Origin of the sequence: Micromonospora sp. WMMD558, assembly GCF_049315255.1 — a bacterium.
In the GTDB taxonomy this organism is placed as follows: domain Bacteria; phylum Actinomycetota; class Actinomycetes; order Mycobacteriales; family Micromonosporaceae; genus Micromonospora.
In genome coordinates, this window is sequence record NZ_CP186061.1 from 5,355,726 (window position 1) to 5,379,144 (window position 23,419).

24 protein-coding genes and 1 riboswitch are annotated in these 23,419 nt (G+C 74.4%); of the genes, 1 reads left to right on the forward strand and 23 read right to left on the reverse strand.

The window, feature by feature from the left end:
- Positions 1–17: 17 nt before the first annotated feature.
- Complete coding sequence (locus tag ACN26Y_RS25520; protein WP_230688776.1) at positions 18–374, forward strand: MmcQ/YjbR family DNA-binding protein; 357 nt, start codon at positions 18–20, stop codon at positions 372–374.
- A gap of 115 nt (positions 375–489) precedes the next feature.
- Here the strand turns inward: ACN26Y_RS25520 and argH are convergent, their stop codons facing one another.
- From argH to ribD, 23 genes are all read right to left on the reverse strand, one after another.
- Positions 490–1,953, reverse strand: a complete 1,464-nt coding sequence (gene argH, locus ACN26Y_RS25525) for an argininosuccinate lyase (protein WP_155334291.1) — start codon at positions 1,951–1,953, stop codon at positions 490–492.
- A gap of 79 nt (positions 1,954–2,032) precedes the next feature.
- On the reverse strand, positions 2,033–3,238 hold the full coding sequence (locus ACN26Y_RS25530; protein ID WP_155332699.1) for an argininosuccinate synthase: 1,206 nt from the start codon (positions 3,236–3,238) through the stop codon (positions 2,033–2,035).
- Entirely contained in the window at positions 3,235–3,750 is a 516-nt protein-coding gene (locus ACN26Y_RS25535) for an arginine repressor (protein WP_422733653.1), read from the reverse strand. Before ACN26Y_RS25535 ends, ACN26Y_RS25530 begins: the two co-directional genes overlap by 4 nt.
- The gene (gene argF, locus ACN26Y_RS25540; protein ID WP_155332701.1) at positions 3,747–4,718 is read right to left on the reverse strand and encodes an ornithine carbamoyltransferase; all 972 of its coding nucleotides are present in this window, start codon (positions 4,716–4,718) and stop codon (positions 3,747–3,749) included. Before argF ends, ACN26Y_RS25535 begins: the two co-directional genes overlap by 4 nt.
- Complete coding sequence (locus ACN26Y_RS25545; protein ID WP_155332702.1) at positions 4,715–6,022, reverse strand: acetylornithine transaminase; 1,308 nt, start codon at positions 6,020–6,022, stop codon at positions 4,715–4,717. Before ACN26Y_RS25545 ends, argF begins: the two co-directional genes overlap by 4 nt.
- The gene (argB, locus tag ACN26Y_RS25550; RefSeq protein WP_155332703.1) at positions 6,019–6,954 is read right to left on the reverse strand and encodes an acetylglutamate kinase; all 936 of its coding nucleotides are present in this window, start codon (positions 6,952–6,954) and stop codon (positions 6,019–6,021) included. Before argB ends, ACN26Y_RS25545 begins: the two co-directional genes overlap by 4 nt.
- Positions 6,951–8,123 (reverse strand): bifunctional glutamate N-acetyltransferase/amino-acid acetyltransferase ArgJ, encoded by a 1,173-nt coding sequence (argJ, locus tag ACN26Y_RS25555; protein WP_422733654.1) that lies wholly within the window; start codon positions 8,121–8,123, stop codon positions 6,951–6,953. Before argJ ends, argB begins: the two co-directional genes overlap by 4 nt.
- A 76-nt stretch (positions 8,124–8,199) precedes the next feature.
- On the reverse strand, positions 8,200–9,201 hold the full coding sequence (gene argC / locus ACN26Y_RS25560) for an N-acetyl-gamma-glutamyl-phosphate reductase (protein WP_422733655.1): 1,002 nt from the start codon (positions 9,199–9,201) through the stop codon (positions 8,200–8,202).
- A gap of 213 nt (positions 9,202–9,414) precedes the next feature.
- Positions 9,415–11,961, reverse strand: a complete 2,547-nt coding sequence (gene pheT, locus ACN26Y_RS25565) for a phenylalanine--tRNA ligase subunit beta (RefSeq protein ID WP_155332706.1) — start codon at positions 11,959–11,961, stop codon at positions 9,415–9,417.
- A 35-nt stretch (positions 11,962–11,996) separates the two neighbouring features.
- The gene (pheS, locus tag ACN26Y_RS25570; protein WP_422733656.1) at positions 11,997–13,064 is read right to left on the reverse strand and encodes a phenylalanine--tRNA ligase subunit alpha; all 1,068 of its coding nucleotides are present in this window, start codon (positions 13,062–13,064) and stop codon (positions 11,997–11,999) included.
- Positions 13,065–13,231: 167 nt separating this feature from the next.
- Positions 13,232–14,122 (reverse strand): TrmH family RNA methyltransferase, encoded by an 891-nt coding sequence (locus ACN26Y_RS25575; protein WP_422733657.1) that lies wholly within the window; start codon positions 14,120–14,122, stop codon positions 13,232–13,234.
- 29 nt (positions 14,123–14,151) lie between these two features.
- Positions 14,152–14,544 (reverse strand): 50S ribosomal protein L20, encoded by a 393-nt coding sequence (gene rplT, locus ACN26Y_RS25580; RefSeq protein WP_155332709.1) that lies wholly within the window; start codon positions 14,542–14,544, stop codon positions 14,152–14,154.
- Between the two features lie 32 nt (positions 14,545–14,576).
- Complete coding sequence (gene rpmI, locus ACN26Y_RS25585) at positions 14,577–14,771, reverse strand: 50S ribosomal protein L35 (RefSeq protein WP_155332710.1); 195 nt, start codon at positions 14,769–14,771, stop codon at positions 14,577–14,579.
- Positions 14,772–14,791: 20 nt separating this feature from the next.
- Positions 14,792–15,406 (reverse strand): translation initiation factor IF-3, encoded by a 615-nt coding sequence (gene infC, locus ACN26Y_RS25590; RefSeq protein WP_155332711.1) that lies wholly within the window; start codon positions 15,404–15,406, stop codon positions 14,792–14,794.
- A 361-nt stretch (positions 15,407–15,767) separates the two neighbouring features.
- Positions 15,768–16,241, reverse strand: a complete 474-nt coding sequence (locus ACN26Y_RS25595) for a PH domain-containing protein (protein WP_155332712.1) — start codon at positions 16,239–16,241, stop codon at positions 15,768–15,770.
- Between the two features lie 260 nt (positions 16,242–16,501).
- On the reverse strand, positions 16,502–17,557 hold the full coding sequence (locus ACN26Y_RS25600) for a DMT family transporter (RefSeq protein WP_366602663.1): 1,056 nt from the start codon (positions 17,555–17,557) through the stop codon (positions 16,502–16,504).
- Positions 17,558–17,622: 65 nt separating this feature from the next.
- Positions 17,623–18,468 (reverse strand): ATP phosphoribosyltransferase, encoded by an 846-nt coding sequence (gene hisG, locus ACN26Y_RS25605; RefSeq protein WP_366602661.1) that lies wholly within the window; start codon positions 18,466–18,468, stop codon positions 17,623–17,625.
- 46 nt (positions 18,469–18,514) lie between these two features.
- Positions 18,515–18,778: a phosphoribosyl-ATP diphosphatase gene (locus ACN26Y_RS25610; RefSeq protein WP_155332715.1), complete on the reverse strand. Its 264-nt coding sequence runs from the start codon at positions 18,776–18,778 to the stop codon at positions 18,515–18,517.
- 65 nt (positions 18,779–18,843) lie between these two features.
- Positions 18,844–19,344, reverse strand: coding sequence for a 6,7-dimethyl-8-ribityllumazine synthase (gene ribH / locus ACN26Y_RS25615; protein ID WP_422733658.1), 501 nt, complete (start codon positions 19,342–19,344; stop codon positions 18,844–18,846).
- A 2-nt stretch (positions 19,345–19,346) separates the two neighbouring features.
- Positions 19,347–20,612, reverse strand: coding sequence for a bifunctional 3,4-dihydroxy-2-butanone-4-phosphate synthase/GTP cyclohydrolase II (locus tag ACN26Y_RS25620; RefSeq protein WP_155332717.1), 1,266 nt, complete (start codon positions 20,610–20,612; stop codon positions 19,347–19,349).
- The gene (pnuC, locus tag ACN26Y_RS25625; RefSeq protein WP_155332718.1) at positions 20,609–21,298 is read right to left on the reverse strand and encodes a nicotinamide riboside transporter PnuC; all 690 of its coding nucleotides are present in this window, start codon (positions 21,296–21,298) and stop codon (positions 20,609–20,611) included. The genes ACN26Y_RS25620 and pnuC overlap by 4 nt, the downstream gene beginning before the upstream one ends.
- Entirely contained in the window at positions 21,298–21,993 is a 696-nt protein-coding gene (locus ACN26Y_RS25630) for a riboflavin synthase (protein ID WP_155332719.1), read from the reverse strand. The genes pnuC and ACN26Y_RS25630 overlap by 1 nt, the downstream gene beginning before the upstream one ends.
- A gap of 1 nt (position 21,994) precedes the next feature.
- Positions 21,995–23,056: a bifunctional diaminohydroxyphosphoribosylaminopyrimidine deaminase/5-amino-6-(5-phosphoribosylamino)uracil reductase RibD gene (gene ribD / locus ACN26Y_RS25635; protein ID WP_155332720.1), complete on the reverse strand. Its 1,062-nt coding sequence runs from the start codon at positions 23,054–23,056 to the stop codon at positions 21,995–21,997.
- Between the two features lie 158 nt (positions 23,057–23,214).
- Positions 23,215–23,388: riboswitch (FMN riboswitch) on the reverse strand.
- Positions 23,389–23,419: the final 31 nt, after the last annotated feature.

Here is a 23,419-nt window from a genome sequence, read left to right on the forward strand (position 1 = left end):
AGCCGACGGCGGGAGGCATGGTGGAGCGCGAGGAGATGCGGGCGTACTGCCTGGGCAAGCCGGGCGCGTGGCTGGACCAGCCCTGGGAGGGCGACGAGGTGGTCAAGGTCGGTAGCCGGATCTTCGCCTTCCTCGGCTCGGCCGAGGCGGAGCCGAGAATCGGGGTGAAGTGCGGCCCCAACCGGGACGTCGCCGACGAGTGGATCCACCGGTACCCGGCGGACGCGAAGCCGTCGCCGTACATCGGCCGGTCCGGGTGGAACACCCTACGCCTGGACGGCGAGATCGAGGACGAGGAGCTGACCGTCGCCGTCGACGCGTCGTACGACGCGGTGGTGGCGAAGCTGCCGAAGCGGGAACGCCCGACGGGGTGAGCTCGGGACGGGTCGGGCGGCAACTTCGGGGAACCTGCTGCTTCACCAGGCCGGGAGGCAACAGCTTCCCCGAAGTTGCGCGACATCGTGCGCGCGACGAGCGTGCGGCGGTCGCTCAGCGGGGGACGACCCGCTCGGCGGCCCACTCCTTCCAGCCGGCCAGCTTGTCCGCGGCGGCGGCGAGCTGGTCGGCGACCGGACCGGGGCCGGTGGACCCGGGCGTGGTCCGGGCCGCCAGGGCGGAACGCACCGAGAGGACGTCCCGCACCGACGGGTCGAGGTGCTCGCTGACCGCCGCGAGGTCGTCGTCGGAGACCTCGTCGAGCGCGCAGTCGCGCGCCACGCACAGCGCGACCAGCTTGCCGGTGATCTCGTGCGCGTCCCGGAACGGCACGCCCCGGCGGACCAGCCAGTCGGCCACCTCGGTGGCGAGGGAGAAGCCCACCGGCGCGGCGGCGACCAGCCGGTCGACGCGTACCGTCATCGTCGAGACCATGCCCGCGAGCGCCGGCAGCAGCAGCTCCAGGGTGTCGACCGCGTCGAAGGCCGGCTCCTTGTCCTCCTGCATGTCCCGGTCGTACGTCATCGGCAGGCCCTTGAGCATGGTGAGCACGCTCATCAGCCCGCCGACCAGCCGGCCGGACTTCCCCCGGGCCAGCTCGGCGATGTCCGCGTTCTTCTTCTGCGGCATGATCGACGAGCCGGTGGCGAAGGCGTCGTCCAGCTCCACCCAGCCGAACTCCTGCGACGTCCACAGCACCACCTCCTCGCCGAGGCGGGACAGGTGCACGCCGATCAGCGCGGTGGCGAAGAGGAACTCGGCGACGAAGTCCCGGTCGGCGACCGCGTCCATGGAGTTGGCGAAGGACGTGCGGAAGCCCAGCTCCTTGGCGACCGCCACCGGGTCCAGCGGCAGGCCGGAACCGGCCAGCGCGCCGGCGCCGAGCGGGCTGATCGCCGTGCGGTGATCCCAGTCGCGCAGGCGTTCCAGGTCGCGCAGCAGCGGCTGCACGTGGGCGAGCAGCCAGTGCCCGAACGTGACCGGCTGGGCGTGCTGGAGGTGCGTCATGCCGGGCGCGGCGGTGTCCACGTGCCGCTCGGCCTGCTCGACCAGCGCCTCGGCGAGTTCGACCAGGCGGGCCGCCACGCCGCGGGCGTGGTCCCGCAGGTACAGCCGCAGGTCGGTGGCGACCTGGTCGTTGCGGGACCGGCCGGCGCGCAGCTTGCCGCCGAGGCTGCCGAGCCGCTCCAGCAGGCCGCGTTCCAGCGCGGTGTGCACGTCCTCGTCGTCGATGGTGGGGCGGAACTGGCCGGAGGCGCAGGCCGCCTCCAGGTCGTCCAGCGCCGCCAGGATCCTCCCCAGCTCCTCCGGGTCGAGCAGGCCGGCACCGGCCAGGACCCGGGCGTGCGCCCGGGAACCCGCGATGTCGTACGGGGCGAGGCGCCAGTCGAACTGCACGCTCACCGACAGCCGCGCGAGGGCCTCGGCGGGGCCGCCGGCGAACCGGCCACCCCACAGGCTCGTCCGGTTGGTGGCGGCGGTGTTCTCGGTCAGGCTCTTGTCGTCCACCCCGCCCATTGTGGCAGCGCTCATCTTCCGCTCCCGACTGCGGGGCTCACTCGCTCCGCTCGTTCACTCCTCGCGCTCGCACCCACGATCAGGAGCCACCCAACCGGGCGTCCCGGGCGGCGGCCATCTTGCTGGGCAGACCCCACAGCTGCACGAAACCCTTGGCGAGCGACTGGTCGAAGGTGTCGCCGGTGTCGTAGGTGGCCAGGCCGAAGTCGTAGAGGCTGGCCTCGGACCGCCGGCCGGTGACGGTGGCCCGTCCACCGTGCAGGGTGAGCCGCACCTCGCCGGACACCTGCTGCTGGGCGTCGTCGATGAACGCGTCCAGCGCGTACTTCAACGGGGAGAACCACAGGCCGTCGTAGACCAGCTCGCCCCAGCGCTGGTCGACGCCGCGCTTGAACCGGGCCAGGTCCCGCTCGACGGTGACCGCCTCCAGTTCCTGGTGGGCGGTGATCAGCGCGATCGCGCCCGGCGCCTCGTACACCTCGCGGCTCTTGATGCCGACGAGCCGGTCCTCGACCATGTCGAGCCGGCCGACGCCCTGGGCGCCGGCGCGCCGGTTCAGCTCCAGGACCGCCTGGTACGGGGTGACGGTCTCGCCGTCGATGGCGACCGGGTTGCCGCCGTCGAAGGTGATGACGACCTCGTCGGCGTCCCGCTCCTGCGCCGGGTCGGACGTGTACGAGTACAGGTCCTCGATGGGGCCGTTCCAGATGTCCTCCAGGAAGCCCGTCTCGACGGCGCGGCCCCACAGGTTCTGGTCGATCGAGTACGGCGACTTCGCCGTCACGTCGATCGGCAGGCCCTTCTCCTCGGCGAAGGCGATGGCCTTGTCCCGGGTCCAGGCGAAGTCCCGGGCCGGCGCGACGATCTTCAGATCGGGGGCGAGCGCGCCCAGACCGACCTCGAAGCGGACCTGGTCGTTGCCCTTGCCGGTGCAGCCGTGCGACACGATGGTGCCGCCGTGCTTGCGGGCCGCGGCGACGAGGTGCTTGACGATCAGCGGGCGGCTCAGCGCGGAGACCAGCGGGTAGCGGTCCATGTAGAGGGCGTTGGCGCGGATGGCCGGCAGGCAGTAGTCGGCGGCGAACTCGTCGCGCGCGTCGACCACCTCGGCCTCCACCGCGCCGCAGTCCAGGGCGCGCTGCCGGATCGCGTCGAGATCCTCGCCGCCCTGCCCGACGTCGACCGCCACCGCGATCACCTCGGCGCCGGTCTGCTCGGCCAGGTACGGAATGGCGACGGAGGTGTCCAGCCCTCCGGAGTACGCCAGGACGACCCGCTCGGTCATGATGTGGTGCTCCCTTCAACGTTGTCTTCGCGGCGGGCCCAGCCGGCGAGCTTGTCGCCGAGCGCGGCTCCGCCGTCGGCCTCGCGGGCCACGACGAGGATGGTGTCGTCGCCGGCGATCGTGCCGACGACCTCGGGCAGGCCCGCTCGGTCCAACGCGCTGGCCAGGTAGTGGGCTGCGCCCGGCGGGGTGCGCAGCACGGCGATGTTGCCGCTGGAGTCGACCCCGTTGAGCAGCTCGCGCAGCAGCCGCACCAGGCGGGCCGGCGCGGCCTCCGCCTCGCGGAGCGGGCGGTGGCCGTCCTCGGGGATCAGGTAGACGCCGCGCCCGTCGCCGCCGCGGACGGTCACCGCGCCCAGCTCCTTCAGGTCCCGCGAGAGGGTGGCCTGGGTGACCTGGACGCCCTCGCCGGCGAGCAGTTCGGCCAGCTCGGTCTGCGAGTGGATCGCCTTGTCGCGGATCAGCTCGACGATGCGGCCGTGGCGGGCGGCCCGGGTCAGCGGGGCGGTCATGGTGTCTCCCTGGTGGTGGCGTCCAGCGCCACCACGTCCGGGGCGGGTGCGGCCCCGAGGAGGAACGTCAGCAGCGCCTTCTGGGCGTGCAGCCGATTCTCCGCCTGGTCGAAGACCGCGCTCTGCGGGCCGTCGAGCACCTCGTCGGTGATCTCCTCGCCGCGGTGCGCGGGCAGGCAGTGCAGCACGATCGCGTGCGGCGCGGCGTGCGCGAGGAGCGCGGCGTTGACCTGGTACGGCAGGAAGGGCGTGATCCGGTCCAGGCCGTCCTCCTCCTGGCCCATGGAGGTCCAGGTGTCGGTGGCGATCACGTCGGCGCCGCGGGCGGCCCCGACCGGGTCGGTTCCGGCGCGGACCGACCCGCCGGTGCCGGCGGCGATCTTCTCGGCGCGAGCCAGCACGTCCGGGTCGGGCTGGAAGCCGGCCGGCCCGGCCACCCGTACGTGCATGCCGGCGATGGCTCCGGCCAGCAGGTACGAGTGGGCCATGTTGTTGCCCGCGTCCCCGACGTAGGCGAGGGTCCGCCCGGCGGTGCCGCCGAGGCGCTCCCGGACGGTGAGCAGGTCGGCCAGCAACTGGCACGGGTGGTAGGTGTCGGTGAGCGCGTTGACCACCGGCACGGTGGCGTGGGCGGCGACCTCGGCGATGCGGTCGTCGCCGTGGGTGCGCAGCACGATCGCCGCCACGTAGCGGGACAGCACCCGGCCGGCGTCGGCGAGGGTCTCCCCGCGACCGAAGTGGGTGACCTGCGTGTCCACGACGAGCGGGTGCCCACCCAGCTCGGCGATGCCGGCGTCGAAGGAGATCCGGGTGCGCAGGCTCTGCTTGTCGAACAGCACCGCCACCGACCGCGGCCCGGCGAGCGGCTTGTACGCGAACCGGTCGGCCTTCATCCGCGCGGCGAGGCCGAGCACGGCCGACTGCTCGGTGGGCGAGAGGTCGTCGTCCCGCAGGAAGTGCCGGATCATGTGGTCTCCTCCGGGCAGGTCGGGCCGGTGCCGCCGAGGACGGCCGGCGCGCTGTCGGCGAAGCCGGCCGGGCCGGCGGGTGCGGCGGCCTCGCGGGCCTCGCTGACCGACGGTGCGGTGGCGAGCGCGGCGTCGGCGAGCGCGGCGGAGTCGAGGGCGGCCGGCAGGGCGGCGAGGAACGCGTCGACCTGGGCGGCGCCGAGGATCAACGGCGGGGCGAGCCGGACCACGTCCGGTTGCACGGCGTTGACCAGGAAACCGGCGTCCCGCAGCGCGCTGGCCACGGTGCCGGCGACCGGCCCGGTGAGCGCGATCCCGAGCAGCAGGCCGGCGCCCCGGACCTCGATGACCAGGGAGTGGCCGAGCGCCTCGATCCCGCGGCGCAGCCGCTCCCCGATCCGCTTGACGTGGTCGAGCAGCCCCTCGTTGGCGATGGTGGCGACGACCGCGAGGGCGGCCGCGCAGCTGACCGGGTTGCCGCCGAACGTCGTGCCGTGCGAGCCGGGACCAAGCAGTTCGGCGGCCGGGCCGAAGGCCAGGCAGGCGCCGATGGGCAGCCCGCCGCCGAGGCCCTTGGCGAGGGTGACCACGTCCGGCTCGACGCCGTCGGCCTGGTGGGCGAACCAGTGCCCGGTCCGGCCGACGCCGGTCTGCACCTCGTCGAGCACCAGCAGGGCGCCGTGGGCGGCGGTGATCCGCCGGGCCTCGGCCAGGTAGCCGGGGGGCGGGACGACGACGCCGTTCTCGCCCTGGATCGGCTCCAGGATCACCATCGCGGTCGCCTCGGTGACGACCGCCGCCAGCGCGGCGGCGTCGCCGTACTCGACGTGGGTGACGTCGCCCGGGAGGGGCCGGAACGGGTCGGCCTTGGCCGGCTGTCCGGTGAGCGCCAGCGCGCCCATGGTCCGGCCGTGGAAGCCGCCCCGGGTGGCGACCACGTGGGTGCGCCCGGTGAGCCGGGACAGCTTGAAGGCCGCCTCATTCGCCTCCGCGCCGGAGTTGGTGAAGAACACCCGGCCGGGCCGCCCGGCGAGCGCCAGCAGCAGTTCGGCGAGGGCCACCGGGGGTTCGGCGGCGTACAGGTTGGACACGTGCCCGAGGGTGGCGACCTGCTTGGACACGGCCGCCACCACCGCCGGGTGGGCGTGTCCGAGCGCGTTGACGGCGATGCCGCCGAGCAGGTCGACGTACTCCCGGCCGGCGTCGTCGACCACGACGGCGCCGGAGCCGGAGACCAACGCGAGCGGCGGCGTGCCGTAGCTGTCCATCATGGACTGCCGCCAGCGGTCGAGAAGGGTGCTCATGCCGGCACCACGCCTTCCTCGGTCACGACCGCGGGACCCGCGGGCTCCGCGCTCACGACCATCGTTCCGAAGCCTTCCGACGTGAACACTTCCAGCAGCGTGGAATGGGCGACCCGGCCGTCGACCACGTGCGCGGCGGGCACTCCCCCGCGCACCGCCCGCAGGCACGCCTCCATCTTCGGGACCATGCCGGACTCCAGCGACGGCAGCAGCTTCGCCAGCTCGTCGTCGCTGATCTCGCTGATCAGGCTCGACGTGTCCGGCCAGTCGGCGTAGAGGCCCGGCACGTCGGTGAGGACGACGAGCTTGCGGGCCTCCAGGGCGACCGCCAGCGCGGCGGCGGCCGTGTCGGCGTTGAGGTTGTGCAGCACCCCGTCCGCGTCCGGGGCCACCGTGGAGATCACCGGGATCCGGCCGGCCGCGATCAGGTCGGTGACCGCCGAGACGTCCACCGACTCCACGTCGCCGACCTGGCCGACGTCGACCGGCTGCCCGTCGACGTACGCGGGCCGCCGGACGGCGGTGAACAGGCCGGCGTCCTCGCCGGAGAGGCCGACGGCGAACGGGCCGTGCGCGTTGACCAGCCCGACGAGCTGCCGCCCCACCTGGCCGACGAGCACCATGCGGACCACGTCCATCGCCTCCGGCGTGGTCACCCGCAGCCCGCCCCGGAACTCGCTGTCGATGCCCAGCCGGCCCAGCATGGCCGAGATCTGCGGGCCGCCGCCGTGCACCACGACCGGCTTGAGGCCCGCGTAGCGCAGGAACACCATGTCGGCGGCGAACGCCTGCTGCAGCTCCGGGTCGACCATGGCGTTGCCGCCGTACTTGACCACGACGGTCGAGCCGGAGAAGCGGGCCAGCCAGGGCAGCGCCTCGATCAGCGTCGCGGCCTTGGCCTGGGCGCGGGTGAGGTCGGTGGTGAGGCTCATGTCGAGTACGCCGAGTTCTCGTGCACGTACGCGTGCGACAGGTCGTTCGTCCAGACGGTCGCCTCGGCGTCACCGGCGTGCAGGTCGATGCGGATGGTCACGTCCCGCCCGGTCAGGTCCACCTTCGACCGGTCCTCGGCGGCGGCCCCGCCCCGGCACACCCACACACCGTTGACGGCCACGTCGACCGCGTCCGGCTCGAACGCGGCGGCCGTGGTGCCCACCGCGGCGAGGATCCGTCCCCAGTTCGGGTCGTTGCCGAACAGCGCGGTCTTGACCAGGTTGTTGCGGGCCACGCTGCGGGCGACCTCGACCGCGTCGTCCTCACGGGCCGCGCCGACCACCTCGATCGCGATCTGCTTGGTGGCGCCCTCGGCGTCGGCGATCAGCTGCTGCGCGAGGTCGTGGCACGCGGCGGTGACCGCGGCGGTCAGCTCCGCCTCGGTGGGCGCGATGCCGCTCGCGCCGCTGGCCAGCAGCAGCACGGTGTCGTTCGTGGACATGCAGCCGTCGGAGTCGATCCGGTCGAACGTCACCCGGCAGGCCGCCCGCAGCGCCGCGTCCAGGGTCTCCGGGCCGGCCACCGCGTCGGTGGTGAGAACGCAGAGCATCGTGGCCAGCGCCGGGGCGAGCATCCCCGCGCCCTTGGCCATGCCGCCGACGGTCCAGCCGCTGCCCTGGGCGACGGCGTTCTTCGGCCGGGTGTCGGTCGTCATGATGGCCTGGGCGGCGGCCGGCCCGCCGTCCCGGCCGAGCGCCCGGACGGCGTCGCGGACGCCGGGGAGCAGCTTGCCCATGGGCAGCCGCTCGCCGATCAGGCCGGTGGAGCAGACCGCGACCTCGCCGGCGCCGAGCAACAGCCGGGGGCTGGCCCCGGTGAGCGCGGCGGCGGTGTGCTCGGCGGTGGCGTGGGAGTCCTGGAAGCCGCCGGGGCCGGTGCAGGCGTTGGCGCCGCCGGAGTTGAGCACCACCGCCCGGACCACGCCGCCGTGGACGACCTGCTGGGTCCAGAGCACCGGCGCGGCCTTGACCCGGTTGGCGGTGAAGACGCCGGCCACGCCGGCGTCCGGGCCGTCGTTGACGACGAGGGCGACGTCGGCCGCGCCGCTGGCCTTCAGGCCGGCCGCCACCCCGGCCGCCCGGAACCCCCGGGGCGTGGTGACACTCACGCCGCCACCTCGCTCCGCTCGGCGGCGGCGCGAGGCGCCGCGCTGCCGTGCCTGATGCTTCGCTCGCTGTATTCGCTCACGGCGCGGTCCCCCAGACGGACAGGCCGGTGGTCTCCGGCAGGCCGAGCATGATGTTGGCGTTCTGCACGGCCTGGCCGGCCGCGCCCTTGCCGAGGTTGTCCAGGGCGCTCACCACGATCATCCGGCGGGAGTCGACGTCGACGGTGGCCTGGAGGTGGCAGGAGTTGGAGCCGAGGGTGGCGGCGGTGTGCGGCCACCGCCCCTCGGGCAACACGTGCACGAACGGCGCGTCCGCGTACGCCTCCGCGAGCACCGCCTGCGGGTCGACACCCCGGGCGGGCACGGCGGTGACCGTCGCGAGGATGCCGCGGGGCATCGGCGCGAGCACCGGCGTGAACGACAGGGTCGTCGCGCCGGTGGCCTGCTTGATCTCCGGGACGTGCTGGTGCGCGCCGACCCGGTAGGGCGACAGGTCGCCCATCACCTCGCTGGCGAGCAGGTGGGGCTTGGCGGCCCGGCCGGCGCCCGAGGTGCCGGAGGCGGCGACCACCACCACGTCGGCGGGCTGGGCGGCGCCGGCGACGATCAGTGGGGCGAGCGCCAGGGTGATCGTGGCGGCGTAGCAGCCGGTGTTCGCGACCCGGGTGGCGCCGGCGATCAGCTCCCGCTGGCCGGGGAGCTCGGGCAGGCCGTAGGTCCACTGCCCGGCGTGGGTGCCGCCGTAGTAGTTGGCCCAGTCGTACGGGTCGGCGAGCCGGTGGTCGGCGCCGAGGTCGACGACCCGCACGTGGGGAGGGAGCTGGGCGGCGAGCGCCGCCGACTCGCCGTGCGGCAGGGCCAGGAAGACCAGGTCCGCGTCGGCCAGGGCCGCCGGGTCGGTCGCGGTGAGCACCAGGTCCAGCCCGGTGAGCTGCGGGTGTACGGCGTCCAACCGGTGCCCGGCCTGGCTGTGCGCGGTGGCGGCGACCAGGTCGAACTCCGGGTGCCCGGCGACCAGGCGCAGCAGCTCGCCCCCGGCGTAGCCGCTCGCCCCGGCGACCGCGACTCGGATTCCCATACTCACCTCCGCATGACTATGCAGACAAGGCTAGCAATCGGCTGCATGGTCATGCAATCAGTTGCATGGGAATGTGGTCGTGTCGCGGATCACCCCGTCCGTGACGCGATGAGGCCCGTGCCGCGCTGAGCACGACACGGACCTCACCGTGCTGCACAGGTGTTAACAGGGGTCCCTTCCTCTACCGGAGGCGTTAACAGGGGCCCCTTCCTTTCACGCGCCCCGGAGGGTGGCGCCGTGGCGTTCGGCGGCGCGGGCGACCGCCGCGTCGCGGGCCGCCACCGCCTCCTCCACCGTCAGGGTGCGGTCGGGCGCCCGGAACGTCAGCTTGTACGCCAGCGACCGACGCCCCGCCCCGAGCTGCTCGGAGGAGTACACGTCAAACAGGCGCACCGACTCCAGCAGCTCACCGGCGCCCTCCACCAGCGCCTGCTGGACCTGCGCCGCCGGCACCGAGGCGTCCACGACCAGGGCCACGTCGATCAGTGCGGGCGGGAACGACGAGACAGCCGGCGCCTGGAGCATCGGGGCGGCGGGCACGGCGTCCAGGTTCAGCTCCATCGCGGCGGTCCGCCGGGGCAGCTCCAGCGCGGCGACGACCGCCGGGTGCAGCTCACCGGCGTGCCCGACGACGGTGTCGCCGACCAGCACCTGCGCGCACCGCCCGGGGTGCCAGGGCGCGTGCTCGGCGGCCCGCACGGTGACCCGGTCGTCGGGCAGGCCGGCCACCGCCAGCACCGTCCGCGCCGCCTCGACCGCGTCCGCCCAGCCGGCCGGGCGGCCCGCACCCCACCAGCCGGTCGGCTCGATCTCACCGGCCAGCACCACGGCGACGTGCCGCGGCTGGTCCGGCAGGACCGCGTCGGCGGCGGCGAACTCGGCGTCCGACGGGCGGTGCTCCACCCCCATGTGCGGCGGGGTCCCCGCGTCGGGGCGCGGGTGGAAGACCGCGCCGACCTCGTACAGGGCGAGGTCACGCTGGCCCCGGCCCAGGTTGCGCCGAAGCACGCCGAGCAGCGGGCCGAGCAGCGTGGTGCGCAGCAGCGGCTCCTCCTCCGACAGCGGGTTGGCCAGGCGCACCGCCCGCCGGCGCGGGTCGTCGGCCGGCAACCCGAGCAGGTCGGCCAGGTCGGGGGCGACGAACGGCTGCGACAGCACCTCGACGTGCCCCTGGTCGGCGAGCGCCCGGGCGATCGCCCGGCGGCGCCGCTGCTGCCAGGTGAGGCCGCGGCCGGCCGGCGCGACCGGCAGCACGGACGGCACGCGGTCGTACCCGTCTAGGCGGACCACCTCCTCGACCAGGTCGGCCGGGTCGGTGAGGTCCGGCCGCCAGGTCGGCGGGGTGACCGTCAGCGCGACCGCGCCGCCGGCCGACACGCCGACCTCGCCCGGATCCTCGGCGAGCCGGTCCGCGCCGCCGGCGACCGTGCAGCCGACCCGCTCCAGCAGGTCGACCACCCGCGCCGGCGGGTACGCCACCCCGACCCGCCGCGACGGCAGGTCGGCCGGCATGCTGATCGGCGTACGCGGCCGGACGTGATCGAGGTCGAGGATCTCGTCGCCGACCGTGCCGCCGCCGTGCTCGACCAGCAGCCGGACCGCCCGCTCGATGGCGACCAGCGGCAGGGCCGGGTCGACGCCCCGTTCCCAGCGCTTCGCGGCCTCGCTGAACAGCTTGTGCCGGCGGGCGGTGCGCCCGACCATCACCGGATCCCAGTGGGCGGCCTCGAACAGCACGTTCGTGGTGCCCTCGACCACCTCGCTGGTCTCCCCGCCCATCACCGCGGCGAGCGAGACCGGCCCGGTGTCGTCGCAGATCACCATGTCCTCGGCGGCGAGGGTACGGGTCACCCCGTCCAGGGTGGTCAGCTTCTCCCCCGGCTCGGCGCGGCGGACCACCAGCGTGCCGGCGATCCGGTCCGCGTCGAACGCGTGCATCGGCTGGCCCAGTTCGAGCATCACGTAGTTGGTGATGTCGACCGGCAGCGAGATGCTGCGGACGCCGGCGGTGGTGAGCCGCTGCACCATCCAGGCGGGCGAGGGCGCGGCCGGGTCGACGCCACGCACCATCCGGGCGGCGAACCGGTCGCAGCCGACCGTGTCACGCACCTCGACCGGGTACGCGGGCCGCTCGGTGGCGCCCGGCGCCGGCACCAGCCCCGGGTCGCGGAACGGCACCCCGACGGCGTGCGCCAGCTCGCGGGCGATGCCGCGCACCGACATCTGGTAGCCGCGGTCGGGCGTCAGCTCGACCTCGACCACGACGTCGTCGAGCCCCACCACCGGGCGGGCGTCGTCGCCGGGCTTGGCCGGGCTGGACTCGGGCAGCACGATGATGCCCGAGTGGTCGTCACCGAGCCCCAGCTCCTTCGCGGAGCAGATCATGCCGTTGGAGTTGCGCCCGTACGTCCTGCGCGCCCCGATGGCGAAATTCCCGGGCAGCACGCCGCCGGGGAGGATCACCACCACCCGGTCGCCGACGGTGAAGTTCCGCGCCCCGCAGACGATCTCCTGGAGCTCGCCGGTGCCGTTGGCGTCGCCCACGTCGACCCGGCAGAACCGGATCGGCTTCTTGAAGCCGGTCAGCTCCTCGATCTCCCGGACCTCACCGACCACCAGCGGCCCGGTGACCGTCTCACCCAGGTCCACGATGGACTCGACCTCGATGCCCAGGTCCACCAGGGCCTGCTCCAGGTCGGCCGGGGCCAGGTGGGCCGGCAGGTCGACGTACTCGCGCAGCCAGCTGACAGAAACTCGCATGACTCAGACCACCGTCTCCGTAACTCGTGCCCGCACTACGCCCCGTATCCGAACGCCCGGGTGAACCGGACGTCGCCCTCGACCATGTCCCGCATGTCGCCGACACCGTGGCGGAACATGACCGTCCGGTCGATGCCCATGCCGAAGGCGAATCCGGAGTAGACCTCCGGGTCGATGCCGCAGGCCCGCAGCACGCGCGGGTTCACCATGCCGCAGCCACCCCACTCGACCCACTGCGGACCCTTGCGGTGCTCCGGGAACCACACGTCGAACTCGGCCGACGGCTCGGTGAACGGGAAGTAGTGCGGGCGCCACCGGGTCTTCGCGTCCGGGCCGAACATGGCGCGCGCGAAGTGGTCCAGGGTGCCGCGCAGGTGCGCCATCGTGATGCCCTTGTCGACCACCAGGCCCTCCACCTGGTGGAAGACCGGCGCGTGGGTGGCGTCCAGCTCGTCGGTGCGGTAGACCCGGCCGGGGCAGATCACGTAGATCGGCGGCTTGCGGGTCAACATCGTCCGCGCCTGCACCGGCGAGGTGTGGGTCCGCAGCACCAGGCCCGAACTCTCCGGTGCGACGTGGAAGGTGTCCATCAGGCCGCGCGCCGGGTGGTCCGGCGGGATGTTCAGCGCGTCGAAGTTGGTCCACTCCAGCTCGACCTCGGGACCCTCGGCCACCTCGTAGCCCATCCCGACGAAGAAGTCGCTGACTTGCTCCATGAGCGTGCTGACCGGGTGCCGCGAGCCCTGCGGGCGCCGGTCGTACGGCAGGGTGACGTCCACCCGCTCCTCGACCAGCATCCGCTCGGCCTGCTCGCGCTCGAGGACCTCGGCACGGGCGGCGTACGCGGACTCGATCGCCCGGCGGGCCTCGTTGACCCGCTTGCCGGCGTCGGCCTTGGCGGCCGGCGGCAGCGCGCCGATCTCGCGGCGCGCCAGGGAGACCGGGGCCCGGTCACCCAGGTGCGCGGGGCGCAGCGCGGTCAGCGCGTCCGGGTCGGCGGCGTCGGCGAACGCCTTCTCGGCGGCGGCGACGGCCTCGGCCAGGGCGGCCGGGTCGAGCAGGGCGACCTGCTTCGGGTCGTACGGATCGTTGCGGTAGGTCATGGCGTACGGGCACTCCCTCACGGCGGCGCCGGCCCTCGTCAGGCGGCGAAGCGAGTCTACGGACGCGCGGCTTCGCCGCAGCCCGCCGGTGGGAGTTGTGCGGAGAGCAGGTCAGGCCCGCCGCCCGCCGACACCGGCGGGCTGGCTAAACGAACGCCGTGGCGCGTTCATGGGCGGGCACTCTCCCCTGCTGTCTCGGCCGCGCAGCCGGTCGACGGCCGGCGCTGCGCTCTCGCTGAAGCGTACAGGCACACCGCCGCGGCCGCAGCCAGGTTGAGGCTCTCGGCGCGCCCGTGCAGCGGCACCCGGACGCGGGCGTCGGCGGCGGCGGTCAGCTCGTCGGCCAGCCCGTGCGCCTCGGAGCCGAACAGCCAGGCGGTGGGGGCGGCCAGCCGGCCGGCGTCGGCGAGGTCGTCCAGGTCGTCCACGCCGTACCCGGTGGTGGCCAGCACGGCGAGCCCGGCGGCCCGCAGCGCGGCGACCGCCGCGAGGGGGTCGGGCGCGCGCACCACGTCGACGTGGAAGAGGCTGCCGGCTGAGGCCCGCACCGCCTTGCCGTTGTACGGGTCGACCGCCTCGCCGGCGAAGACGACCACCTGGGCGCCGGCCGCGTCGGCGGTGCGCAGCACGGTGCCGGCGTTGCCCGGATCACGGATGCCGGCGAGCACCGCGACCAGCCGCGGCCCGCGCGCGAGGGCGGTGTCCAGCGGTACGTCGAGGTGCCGGCACACGGCGACGAGGCCCTGCGGGGCGACGGTCTCGGTGAGCGCGGCGAGGGCCTCGTCGGTGACCTCGGAGACGGGTACGTCGGCGGCGGCCGCGCGGGCGGCCAGGTCCGCGTACCGGTCGAGCGCGGCCGGCGTACCGAAGAGTTCCAGGACCGTGCGGGGCCGGGTGAGGGCCTCGCGGACCGCCTGCGGCCCCTCCGCCAGGAACCGGCCGGCCGCGTCGCGGTCCCGGCGGCGCTGGAGCCGACGGGCGGCGACAACCCGTGGGGTACGCGGCGTGAACGGCCCGGAGACGGCGTCGAGGCGCCTCCCGTGCGGTCGTGACTGCATGGGAGACGCCTCGATCTGCCGTGGGTGGATCAGGCGGCCTGGGCCGCGGCGCCACCGGTGCCCTCGGCCGCGACGGCGGCGCGGGCCAGCTCGACGATCGCCGCGAAGGCGGCGGCGTCGTTGACGGCCATGTCGGCCAGGATCTTCCGGTCGACCTCGATGCCGGCCAGCTTGAGGCCCTGGATCAGGCGGTTGTAGGTGAGCCCGTTGGCGCGGGCACCCGCGTTGATCCGCTGGATCCACAGCTGCCGGAAGTCGCCCTTGCGGTCACGACGGTCCCGGTAGGCGTACTGCATCGAGTGCAGCACCTGCTCCTTGGCCTTGCGGTACAGGCGGGAGCGCTGACCGCGGTAGCCGCTCGCGGTCTCCAGCAGGGTACGGCGCTTCTTCTGGGCGTTCACAGCCCGCTTGACGCGTGCCATCTCAACTCCTTCTTCGGTTCAGGTGGCGCGCGTCAGCGGCCGAGCAGCTTCTTGATGCGCTTGACGTCGGCCTTGGCGGCGACGACGGTGCCGGTCAGGCGGCGGGTCCGGGTGGAGGGCTTCTTCTCCAGGTTGTGGCGCAGGCCCGCCTGCTGCTTCACGACCTTGCCCTTACCGGTCAGCCGGACGCGCTTGCCCATCCCGGTGTGGCTCTTCATCTTCGGCATGTGGAACGTCTTCTCCCCTGTTACTCGCCGGTGGTCCCGGCGGGTCCGGCCGGCTCGACCGGCGGCGCCGCCTCGGGGGCGCCGGATTCCCGCTCGCCCCGCGGTAGCGCGCCGCCGCGGGCCGCCGTGGCGGCCGCCTTGGTGGCGCGGTGCGGTGCGAGCACCATGATCATGTTGCGGCCGTCCTGCTTCGGCGCGGCCTCGACGTACCCCAGCTCCGAGATCTCGGACTCGAGCCGGCGCAGGAGCCGGTACCCCAGCTCCGGGCGGCTCTGCTCCCGACCGCGGAACATGATCGTCACCTTGACCTTGTCGCCGGCCTTGAGGAACCGCACCACGTGACCCTTCTTGGTCTCGTAGTCGTGCGGGTCGATCTTCGGCCGGAGCTTCATCTCCTTGATGACGGTCTGCTGCTGGTTACGCCGCGCTTCGCGCGCCTTGAGTGCGCTCTCGTACTTGAACTTGCCGAAGTCCATGAGCTTGCACACCGGCGGGCGCGCCATCGGCGCAACCTCGACCAGGTCCAGGTCGACGTCCGCGGCCAGCTGAAGGGCGCGCTCCAGCGGGACGATGCCCACCTGCTCACCCTCAGGGCCGACCAGTCGGACCTCACGTGCCCGGATCTGCTCGTTCACGCGTGGTTCGACGCTGATGGGGCCTCCTCGAGTCGAGTGTTCCTGCGTGGCCGACCCCGCGGCTCCCGGGTGGGAACCGACCCGGAAAGCAGAAGGCCCCGGCGCATGCCAGGGCCCGCTCGACCGGTCGGCACGACCACATGGTCGCGCATCCGGCGCCGGGACGTGCCCGGAACCGGTGACCGGACCCGGCCGCCTCGCGGCGACTCGGGTGGGAGCAGGCGCCCCACTTTCACGGCCGCCCGCACAAACGCGGACAGCCTGGTCGACTCCACAACACTACACCCCCGCCCAGGGTGACCCCAAACCGGGCATGGCGGCCGGCCGGGAACGCGCGCCGGCCGGGGTGCCGCCCGGCCGGTCAGCGGCCGGAGGCGCCCTCGGCCAGGCGGGTCTGGTGGGCCTGGTGCAGGCGGCGCAGCGCGCGGACCCCCTCGACGGCCAGTTCCTTGTCGGCGGCCTGGAGGGCCACCATCGGCACCAGGTCGTCGTCGTGCAGCTCCAGGCTGGCCCACGGGGCGCCCCGGTCGAAGCGGACCCCGCGGACGACCTCCCACGGCAGCTCGTACGAGCCGATCACGTTGCGCACCCGCACCCGCCGCGCGTCAGCCTCGACCATCGGGCGGGTGAAGAGCAGGAAGCCGAACGCGCCGAACACGCCGAGGCCGATCATGGCGAGCTGGTCGCCCCGCTGGAACGTGCCGTAGCCGTTGCCGGTCGGCCCGGTCAGCGACGTGGCCAGGAGGGTGAACACCACCACCAGCACCGCCGCCGAGGCCCAGCAGACCAGCCGGATGCGGCGGGGCCGGATGCGGATCGACTCGGTTTCGCTCACCCCACCAGTCTGCCACCCGCCTCGGGCCCGCCCGCGCCCGCCACACGCGACCGGCCCCGGCCCGCTGATCCGCCACGGCGGGCCGGCGGATGGTGGGCGTGGGCCGGCCTGGGTGGCCAGCCGACGAGCCGCCGGTGGCGGCGACCGGGTGATGCAGGCCCTTTGCTCTGCTTCACCCCACGCGGAGGTTTCGGGCCGGAACTGGTGCGTCCGTTGAAGCAGAGCAAAGGGCGCCGGGCGGTTGGCCGGGGCTCGGGCGATCAGGAGCGGCGGCCGGACGGCCGGTCCACCGGTTCACCCAGGTCCGGCCGAGTGCTCTGGGTGGGCAACCCCGCCGGCCCGACGGACGGGGCGGGCACTGTGTCACCCCGCCCGGAACCCTGCCCGACGCCCCGTCCGGTGCGCCATCCACGGCCCTGCCCGGAGCCCCGGCCGGCGAGCAGAGCGGCGGCCAGGGTGAGCAGCGCCCCGGCGAGCACCGGCAGCCGGACGCCGGGGCCGCCGGGCAGCAGCGCGTCCAGCACCAGCGCGCCGCCGAGCTGGCCCGCGACCAGCAGCAGCCCGGTCCGCAGGACGCCCACCACCCGGACGCCGACCACCAGGCTGGCGACGATGCCGACGCCGAGGAGACCGCCGGTGTAGAGGAACCAGGCGTCCGGCCAGGACGGGGCGGGACCGGTCAGGGCCCCGGCCAGCGCCGCGACGAGCAGCACGGCCGGGGTGCTGACGGCGAAGTTCACCGCCACCCCGGCGGCGGCGGAACTGGCGGCCGAGACCCGGCCGTTGAGCGCGGACTGCAACGCCACCGCGACGCCGCCGACGACGGCGAGCAGGACCACGCCCAGAGCCAGGTCGCCGACGGGCTGCCCGAGCTGGGCCAGCGTCACCGCCGCCACCCCCAGCAGCGCCCCGGCCAGCCGGGGACCGGTGAACGCGATCCGCCCCACCGGTGCGAGACCGGCCCGGTCCACCGCCAGCCCGCCGAGGCTGCCGCCCGCGACCTGGGCGATGGTGAACACCGCCACCCCGAGCACCGGCACCACGTACGCGCCGAGCACGACGATCGCCGCGCCGCCGAGCCCACCCAGGTACGCCCACCAGGGCAGGCGCGCCCCGCGCAACCCGCGCAGGTCGGCGCGGAGCGACCGGAGCGCCAGCACCCCGAGCCCCACCAGGAGACATCCGCCGAGGTTGTTGACCACGGCGGCGAGGGTGGCGTCGCCGGCCCGCTCGCCCAGCTCGCCGTTCACCGCACCCTGCGCCGCCGAGGCGACCCCGCCGAGGGTCACCACGACCAGCGCGACCCACGCGGGCACCAGGCGGGGTGCCGCCGGGGCCGGCGGTAATACCGACGAGGCTTCGGGCGCCCGGAAGGGCCGCCTCACAGCCGGCACGCGTGGATGTTCGTGACGAGGATCGCGCGAGCACCCAACTCGTACAGCTCGTCCATGATCCGGTGCACGTCGTCGCGGAGCACCATCGCCTGCACGGCCACCCAGCCCTCGCGGTGCAATGGGGAGACGGTCGGCGACTCGATGCCCGGCGTCAGCGAACTGGCCCGGTCGAGCAGGCCGGCCGGCACGTCGTACGCGAGCATCACGTAGCGCCGGGCGACGAGGACCCCGTGCAGGCGGCGCAGGAGCTGCTCGCACTGCGGGTGGGTCGGCGCGGCGGCGCGGCGGACCAGGACGGCCGAGGACCGCAGCAGCGGCTCGCCGAACACGACCAGGCCGGCCTGCCGCAGCGTGGCGCCGGTCTCCACCACGTCCGCGACGACGTCGGCGACACCGAGACGGATGGCGTTCTCCACCGCGCCGTCGAGGCGGATCACGTCGGCCTTCACACCGAGGTCGGCGAGGTGCCGCTCGACCAGGCCGGGGTACGCGGTGGCGATCCGGTGCCCGCCCAGCTCCTGCACGGAGTCGACGTCCTCGGGGCGGGCGGCGAAGCGGAAGGTGGCCCGGCCGAAGGCCAGGTCGACGATCTCCTCGGCCGGCGCGCCGGAGTCGATCAGCAGATCCCGGCCGGTGATGCCGACGTCCAGGTCACCGGAGCCGACGTAGGTGGCGATGTCCTTCGGGCGCAGGTAGAAGAACTCGATGTCGTTGGGCTCGTCCCGGCAGACCAGGTCCTTCGGGTCGGTGCGCTGGCGGTAGCCCGCCTCGCGCAGCATCTGGGCGGCCGAATCGGCGAGGGCGCCCTTGTTGGGAACGGCGACACGCAGCATGACGGAGTGCTCCTTGGGATCGGGGAGGATCGACACGGGGACGCACTCACAGATGTCGGTAGACGTCCTTGAGGTCGAGACCGGTGGCGAGCATCAGCACCTGCACCTGGTAGAGCAGCTGCGAGATCTCCTCGGCGGCCCGCTCGGGCCCCTCGTGCTCGGCGGCCATCCACGACTCGGCCGCCTCCTCGACGACCTTCTTGCCGATGAAGTGCACCCCCTTCTCCAGGGCGGCGACCGTGCCCGAGCCCGGGGTGCCGGCGGCGGCCTTGGCCTGCAGCTCGGCGAACAACTCCTCGAACGTCTTCACCGGCCGATTCTCTCAACCACCGGGCCGCCGCGGCGCCGCAGGGGTCCGGCGCGTCCGTCCCGTGGTCAGCCGCCGAAGCCGACGCGCTGGGCGGAGGCCGCCGACACCCCGCGGATGGCGAGGGCGGCGTCGAACGCGGCGACGGTGGCCGCCCAGCCCTTGTCCTCGGCCGAGCCGGGCAGGCCGGCCCGGTCCCGGGCCTGCTCGATGGTGTCGACGGTCAGCACGCCGTGCGCGACCGGCTTGCCCTCGTCCAGCGCCACCCGGGTGAGCCCGTCGGTGACCGAGCGGCAGACGAAGTCGAAGTGGGCGGTGGCGCCGCGCACCACGACACCGAGCGCGACCACCACGTCGCAGCGGCGGGCGAGGGCCTGGGCGACCACCGGCAGCTCCACCGAGCCGGCCACCCGGGCCACCACCGAGCGCGCCCCGCAGGCCTCGGCGGCGGCGACCGCCCGGTCGAGCATGTGGTCGGTGAGGTCACCGTGCCAGCGGGCCGCGACCACTCCCACCGTCAGACCGGTCGCGTCGACGGTGTCGATGCCCGGCTCCCCGAATCCCGCCATGTCTACGCTCCGATCTCGTCGCCGGGAACCGGGCGGCCCATCGGCGCCTCGGTCACCTCGTCCAGTTCGTCCAGCAGGTGACCCATCCGGTCCCGCTTGGTCCGCAGGTAGCGAACGTTCTCCGGGTGCGGCCGCACCGGCAGGCCCTCGCGCCCGGTGATGGTCAGGCCGTACCCCTCCAGGCCGGCGCGCTTGGCCGGGTTGTTGGTGAGCAGCCGCATCGAGCGCACGCCCAGGTCGTAGAGGATCTGCGCGCCGGTGCCGTAGTCCCGGGCGTCCGCCGGCAGGCCCAGGTCCAGGTTGGCGTCGACGGTGTCCCGGCCCAGGTCCTGGAGCTGGTACGCCTGGAGCTTGTGCAGCAGGCCGATGCCCCGCCCCTCGTGCCCGCGGACGTAGAGCACCACGCCCCGCCCCTCCTGGGCGACCCGGTCCAGGGCGGCGTTGAGCTGCGGGCCACAGTCGCAGCGGACCGAGCCGAACACGTCGCCGGTGAGGCACTCCGAGTGCACCCGCACCAGCACGTCCCGGCCGTCGCCGATGTCACCCATCACCAGCGCGACGTGCTCGGCCGAGTCGTAGTCGCTGCGGTAGCCCAGGGCCCGGAACACGCCGTGGCTCGTCGGCATGCGGGTGTCGGCGACCAGCTCGACCTGCTTCTCCGTCCGCCGCCGGTAGGCGACCAGGTCCGCGATGGTGACCAGGGTCAACGAGTGCTCGGCGCAGAACTTCTCCAGGTCCGGCAGCCGCATCATCGTGCCGTCGTCGTTCACCAGCTCGCAGAGCACGCCGGCCGGGCGCAGCCCGGCCAGCCGGGTCAGGTCGACCGCGGCCTCGGTGTGCCCGGGCCGGCGCAGCACGCCGCCCTCGCGGGCCCGCAACGGCACCACGTGGCCCGGTCGGGCCAGGTCGGCGGGGCCGGTGGTGGGGTCGGCGAGCAGCCGGATCGTGTGCGCCCGGTCGGCGGCCGAGATGCCGGTGCTCACGCCCTCCCGGGCGTCCACGGTCACCGCGTACGCGGTGCCGCGCTTGTCCTGGTTGGTGTGGTGCATGGGCGGCAGGTCCAGCCGGTCGCACTCGCTCTCGGTCAGCGGCACGCAGATGTAGCCCGACGTGTACCGGACCATGAACGCGAGCAGCTCCGGCGTCGCCAGCTCGGCCGCGAAGATCAGGTCGCCCTCGTTCTCCCGGTTCTCGTCGTCGACCACGACGACGGGCCGGCCGGCCGCGATGTCCTCCACGGCCTGCTCGATGCTGCCAAAGGTGCTCATGCGACTGCCTCCGAGTAGGTCGGCGTGATCGGGGCGGGGCGGGTGGCGCGCGACGTGCGCCACCACGCGGCGAGGCCCCAGACGCAGAACGCGCCGTAGACGAGGTACATGGCCGCCGAGGGGTAGTAGCCGCCGCGCAGCAGCAGCGGCACGCCCACCGCGTCGACGGCGATCCAGATGAGCCAGAAGTCGACGTAGCCGCGGGCCATCCCGTAGGTGGCGAGCAGGCTGCCGGTGAGGATCCACGCGTCCGGCAGCGGGCCCCAGGAGCCCAGTGCGGCGAGCACCGGGTACGCGGCCGCGGTCCCGGCGACGGCGGCGAGCAGCAGGCCGAGCCGTTCCCGGCCGGTGGCCCAGCGCGGCTCCACGGCCGGCGCCCCGTCGGCGCCCCGGCGGCGGTTGTGCGACCAGCGCCACCAGCCGTAGAGGCTGACGCCGAAGAAGAACACCTGCCGGCCGGCCTGGCCGTAGAGGTCGTGCGCCTGCGGCGTGGCGAACGCCCCGCCGAGGAAGACGGTGAACAGCAACGCGTTGCCGATCATGCCGACCGGCCACGCCCACACCAGCCGGCGCAGCCCGAGCAGGGCGGACGCGAGGCCGAAGACGTTGCCGACGATCTCGCGGACCAGCACGGGCGAGCCGGCGATGCTCACCTGGGCGTCGAGCAGCCAGCCGAGCGGGCCCATCAGGCCACCCCGCCCGCGGCCGCGACGCCGGGCAGGCCGCCGCTGCCGGGCAGGCCGACGGCGCCGGGCAGGCCCCCCTCCGGCCGGCCCGCCTCGCCCGGCAGGTGCGCGCCGAGCAGGCGCTCGACGTACTTGGCCAGCACGTCGACCTCGAGGTTGACCGGGTCGCCGACACCGCGCGTCCCGAGGGTGGTGAGCTTCAGCGTGGTCGGGATCAGGCCGACCGAGAACCAGTCGGTCCCGACGCCCGCCACGGTCAGCGACACCCCGTCGACGGTGATCGAGCCCTTCTCCACCACGTACCGGGCCAGGGCGGCGGGGAGGCGGAACCGTACCGTCTCCCACTGGTCGGCCGGCTCCCGGGAGACGACCTCGCCGACGCCGTCCACGTGCCCCTGCACCAGGTGCCCGCCCAGGCGGCTGCCGAGGGCGGCGGCCCGCTCCAGGTTGACCGGGTCGCCCGGCCGCAGCGCGCCGAGCGCGGAGCGGCGCAGCGTCTCCCCCATCACGTCGGCGGTGAACGTCCCGTCGGCGACATCCACCACGGTCAGGCAGACGCCGTTGACCGCGATCGAGTCGCCGTGCCGGGCGTCCGAGGTGACCAGGGGGCCACGGATCGCGACCAGCGCGGAGTCGCCCGCGGTCTCGGTGACCCGGACGACCTCGCCCAACTCCTCGACGATGCCGGTGAACATGTCAGCCCTCCCTCTTCCGGGGCAGCGCGGTGATCCGCAGATCGGGACCGACCTGCGTAACGTCGACGAGCTCCAATTCGATGGCCTCGGCGATCGTGGTCACACCCGCGTCGACCAACGCGGTCGGGCCGGCGCCGAGCAGCCGGGGCGCGACGTACCCGACGATCTTGTCGACCAGGCCGGCGGCGAGGAACGCGCCGGCCAGGCGCGGCCCGCCCTCCAGCAGCGCCGCCCGCACCCCGCGGCCGTGCAGCACGGCGAGCAGCGCCGGCAGGTCCACCCGGCCGTCGGGGCCGGCGCCGACCTCCGCTGCGGTGGCGATCCAGGTCGAGGCGGCGGCGTCGCGGACCCGTGCCCCGGACGGGGTACGCCCCGCCGAGTCGACCACCACCCGCAGCGGCTGGCGGATGGCCAGGCTGCCGTCGCGCAGGTTCCGGGCGGTGAGGCGGGGGTCGTCGGCCAGCACGGTGCCCACGCCGGCGATGACGGCGTCGACCGTCCCGCGGAGGGCGTGCACGTCCATCCGCGCCGCCTCGGAGGTGATCCACATGCTGGTGCCGTCGGCGGCCGCCGACCGGCCGTCCAGCGTCGCGGCGTACTTCCAGATGACGTACGGCCAGCCCCGGCGCATCGAGGTCAGCCAGGAGATGTTGCCGGCCTCCGCCTCGGCGGCGCGTACCCCCGTGTCGACCTGGACCCCTGCGGCGCGCAACGTGGCGGCGCCGCCCGACGCGACCGGGTTCGGGTCGGGCACGGCGATGACCACCCGGGACACCCCGGCCTGCACCAGCGCGGTGCTGCAGGGGCCGGTGCGACCGGTGTGGTCGCAGGGCTCCAGGGTGACGACGGCGGTGCCACCGCGCGCCCGCTCCCCCGCCTGGGCCAGCGCGACGATCTCGGCGTGCGGCCCGCCGGCGTACGCGTGGAAGCCCTCACCGACGACCTGGCCGTCCGCGTCGAGCAGCACGCAGCCGACGACCGGGTTGGGGCTGGTGGTGCCGAGACCGCGCGCGGCGAGTTCGACCGCGCGACGCATCGCCTCGTCGACGGAGACGCCGGCCATGCCCTGCCCTCTCACTCGCCGGTCGGCGCGCGGGCGGCGACGGGAGCGACGGCATCGGGCCGCGGGCGTGCGGCGGCGGAATCCGGGGACGGCAGGGCCGACCCGGGGGGCGGTCACGGCATGCCGAGGTCGGCAGCCGGGCACGGCCCGTCCGTCCCGCGCGCTGTCTCCCATCCGGACTGTCTGAGCGCGGGCGTGCCCGCACCCAACCGTCGGCCCCGGAGTCTCACCAGGTCCACCGGGCGGACGAACCGCTCCCGGGTCGCGGGCTTACCACGGTCGCACCGTGGATCACCGCCGGTTCGGAATTACACCGAGTCCCGCCAGCGCGTGGTGGGTACTACCGGCAGTCTTACACGCTCC

What these genes read in the sequence shown, in the direction of transcription:
- pnuC (WP_155332718.1), bottom strand. Translation starts at nt 21,298, where the DNA reads ATGGGCCCGCTCGGCTGGCTGCTCGACGCCCAGGTGAGCATCGCCGGC.
- ACN26Y_RS25630 (WP_155332719.1), bottom strand. Translation starts at nt 21,993, where the DNA reads ATGTTCACCGGCATCGTCGAGGAGTTGGGCGAGGTCGTCCGGGTCACC.
- rpmI (WP_155332710.1), bottom strand. Translation starts at nt 14,771, where the DNA reads ATGCCGAAGATGAAGAGCCACACCGGGATGGGCAAGCGCGTCCGGCTG.
- pheT (WP_155332706.1), bottom strand. Translation starts at nt 11,961, where the DNA reads ATGCGAGTTTCTGTCAGCTGGCTGCGCGAGTACGTCGACCTGCCGGCC.
- argC (WP_422733655.1), bottom strand. Translation starts at nt 9,201, where the DNA reads ATGGGAATCCGAGTCGCGGTCGCCGGGGCGAGCGGCTACGCCGGGGGC.
- hisG (WP_366602661.1), bottom strand. Translation starts at nt 18,468, where the DNA reads ATGCTGCGTGTCGCCGTTCCCAACAAGGGCGCCCTCGCCGATTCGGCC.
- argH (WP_155334291.1), bottom strand. Translation starts at nt 1,953, where the DNA reads ATGGGCGGGGTGGACGACAAGAGCCTGACCGAGAACACCGCCGCCACC.
- ribH (WP_422733658.1), bottom strand. Translation starts at nt 19,344, where the DNA reads ATGGCGGGATTCGGGGAGCCGGGCATCGACACCGTCGACGCGACCGGT.
- ACN26Y_RS25520 (WP_230688776.1), top strand. Translation starts at nt 18, where the DNA reads ATGGTGGAGCGCGAGGAGATGCGGGCGTACTGCCTGGGCAAGCCGGGC.
- rplT (WP_155332709.1), bottom strand. Translation starts at nt 14,544, where the DNA reads ATGGCACGCGTCAAGCGGGCTGTGAACGCCCAGAAGAAGCGCCGTACC.
- argF (WP_155332701.1), bottom strand. Translation starts at nt 4,718, where the DNA reads ATGATCCGGCACTTCCTGCGGGACGACGACCTCTCGCCCACCGAGCAG.
- ACN26Y_RS25535 (WP_422733653.1), bottom strand. Translation starts at nt 3,750, where the DNA reads ATGACCGCCCCGCTGACCCGGGCCGCCCGCCACGGCCGCATCGTCGAG.
- ribD (WP_155332720.1), bottom strand. Translation starts at nt 23,056, where the DNA reads ATGGCCGGCGTCTCCGTCGACGAGGCGATGCGTCGCGCGGTCGAACTC.
- ACN26Y_RS25620 (WP_155332717.1), bottom strand. Translation starts at nt 20,612, where the DNA reads ATGAGCACCTTTGGCAGCATCGAGCAGGCCGTGGAGGACATCGCGGCC.
- ACN26Y_RS25530 (WP_155332699.1), bottom strand. Translation starts at nt 3,238, where the DNA reads ATGACCGAGCGGGTCGTCCTGGCGTACTCCGGAGGGCTGGACACCTCC.
- argB (WP_155332703.1), bottom strand. Translation starts at nt 6,954, where the DNA reads ATGAGCCTCACCACCGACCTCACCCGCGCCCAGGCCAAGGCCGCGACG.
- pheS (WP_422733656.1), bottom strand. Translation starts at nt 13,064, where the DNA reads ATGACCTACCGCAACGATCCGTACGACCCGAAGCAGGTCGCCCTGCTC.
- ACN26Y_RS25545 (WP_155332702.1), bottom strand. Translation starts at nt 6,022, where the DNA reads ATGAGCACCCTTCTCGACCGCTGGCGGCAGTCCATGATGGACAGCTAC.
- ACN26Y_RS25575 (WP_422733657.1), bottom strand. Translation starts at nt 14,122, where the DNA reads ATGCAGTCACGACCGCACGGGAGGCGCCTCGACGCCGTCTCCGGGCCG.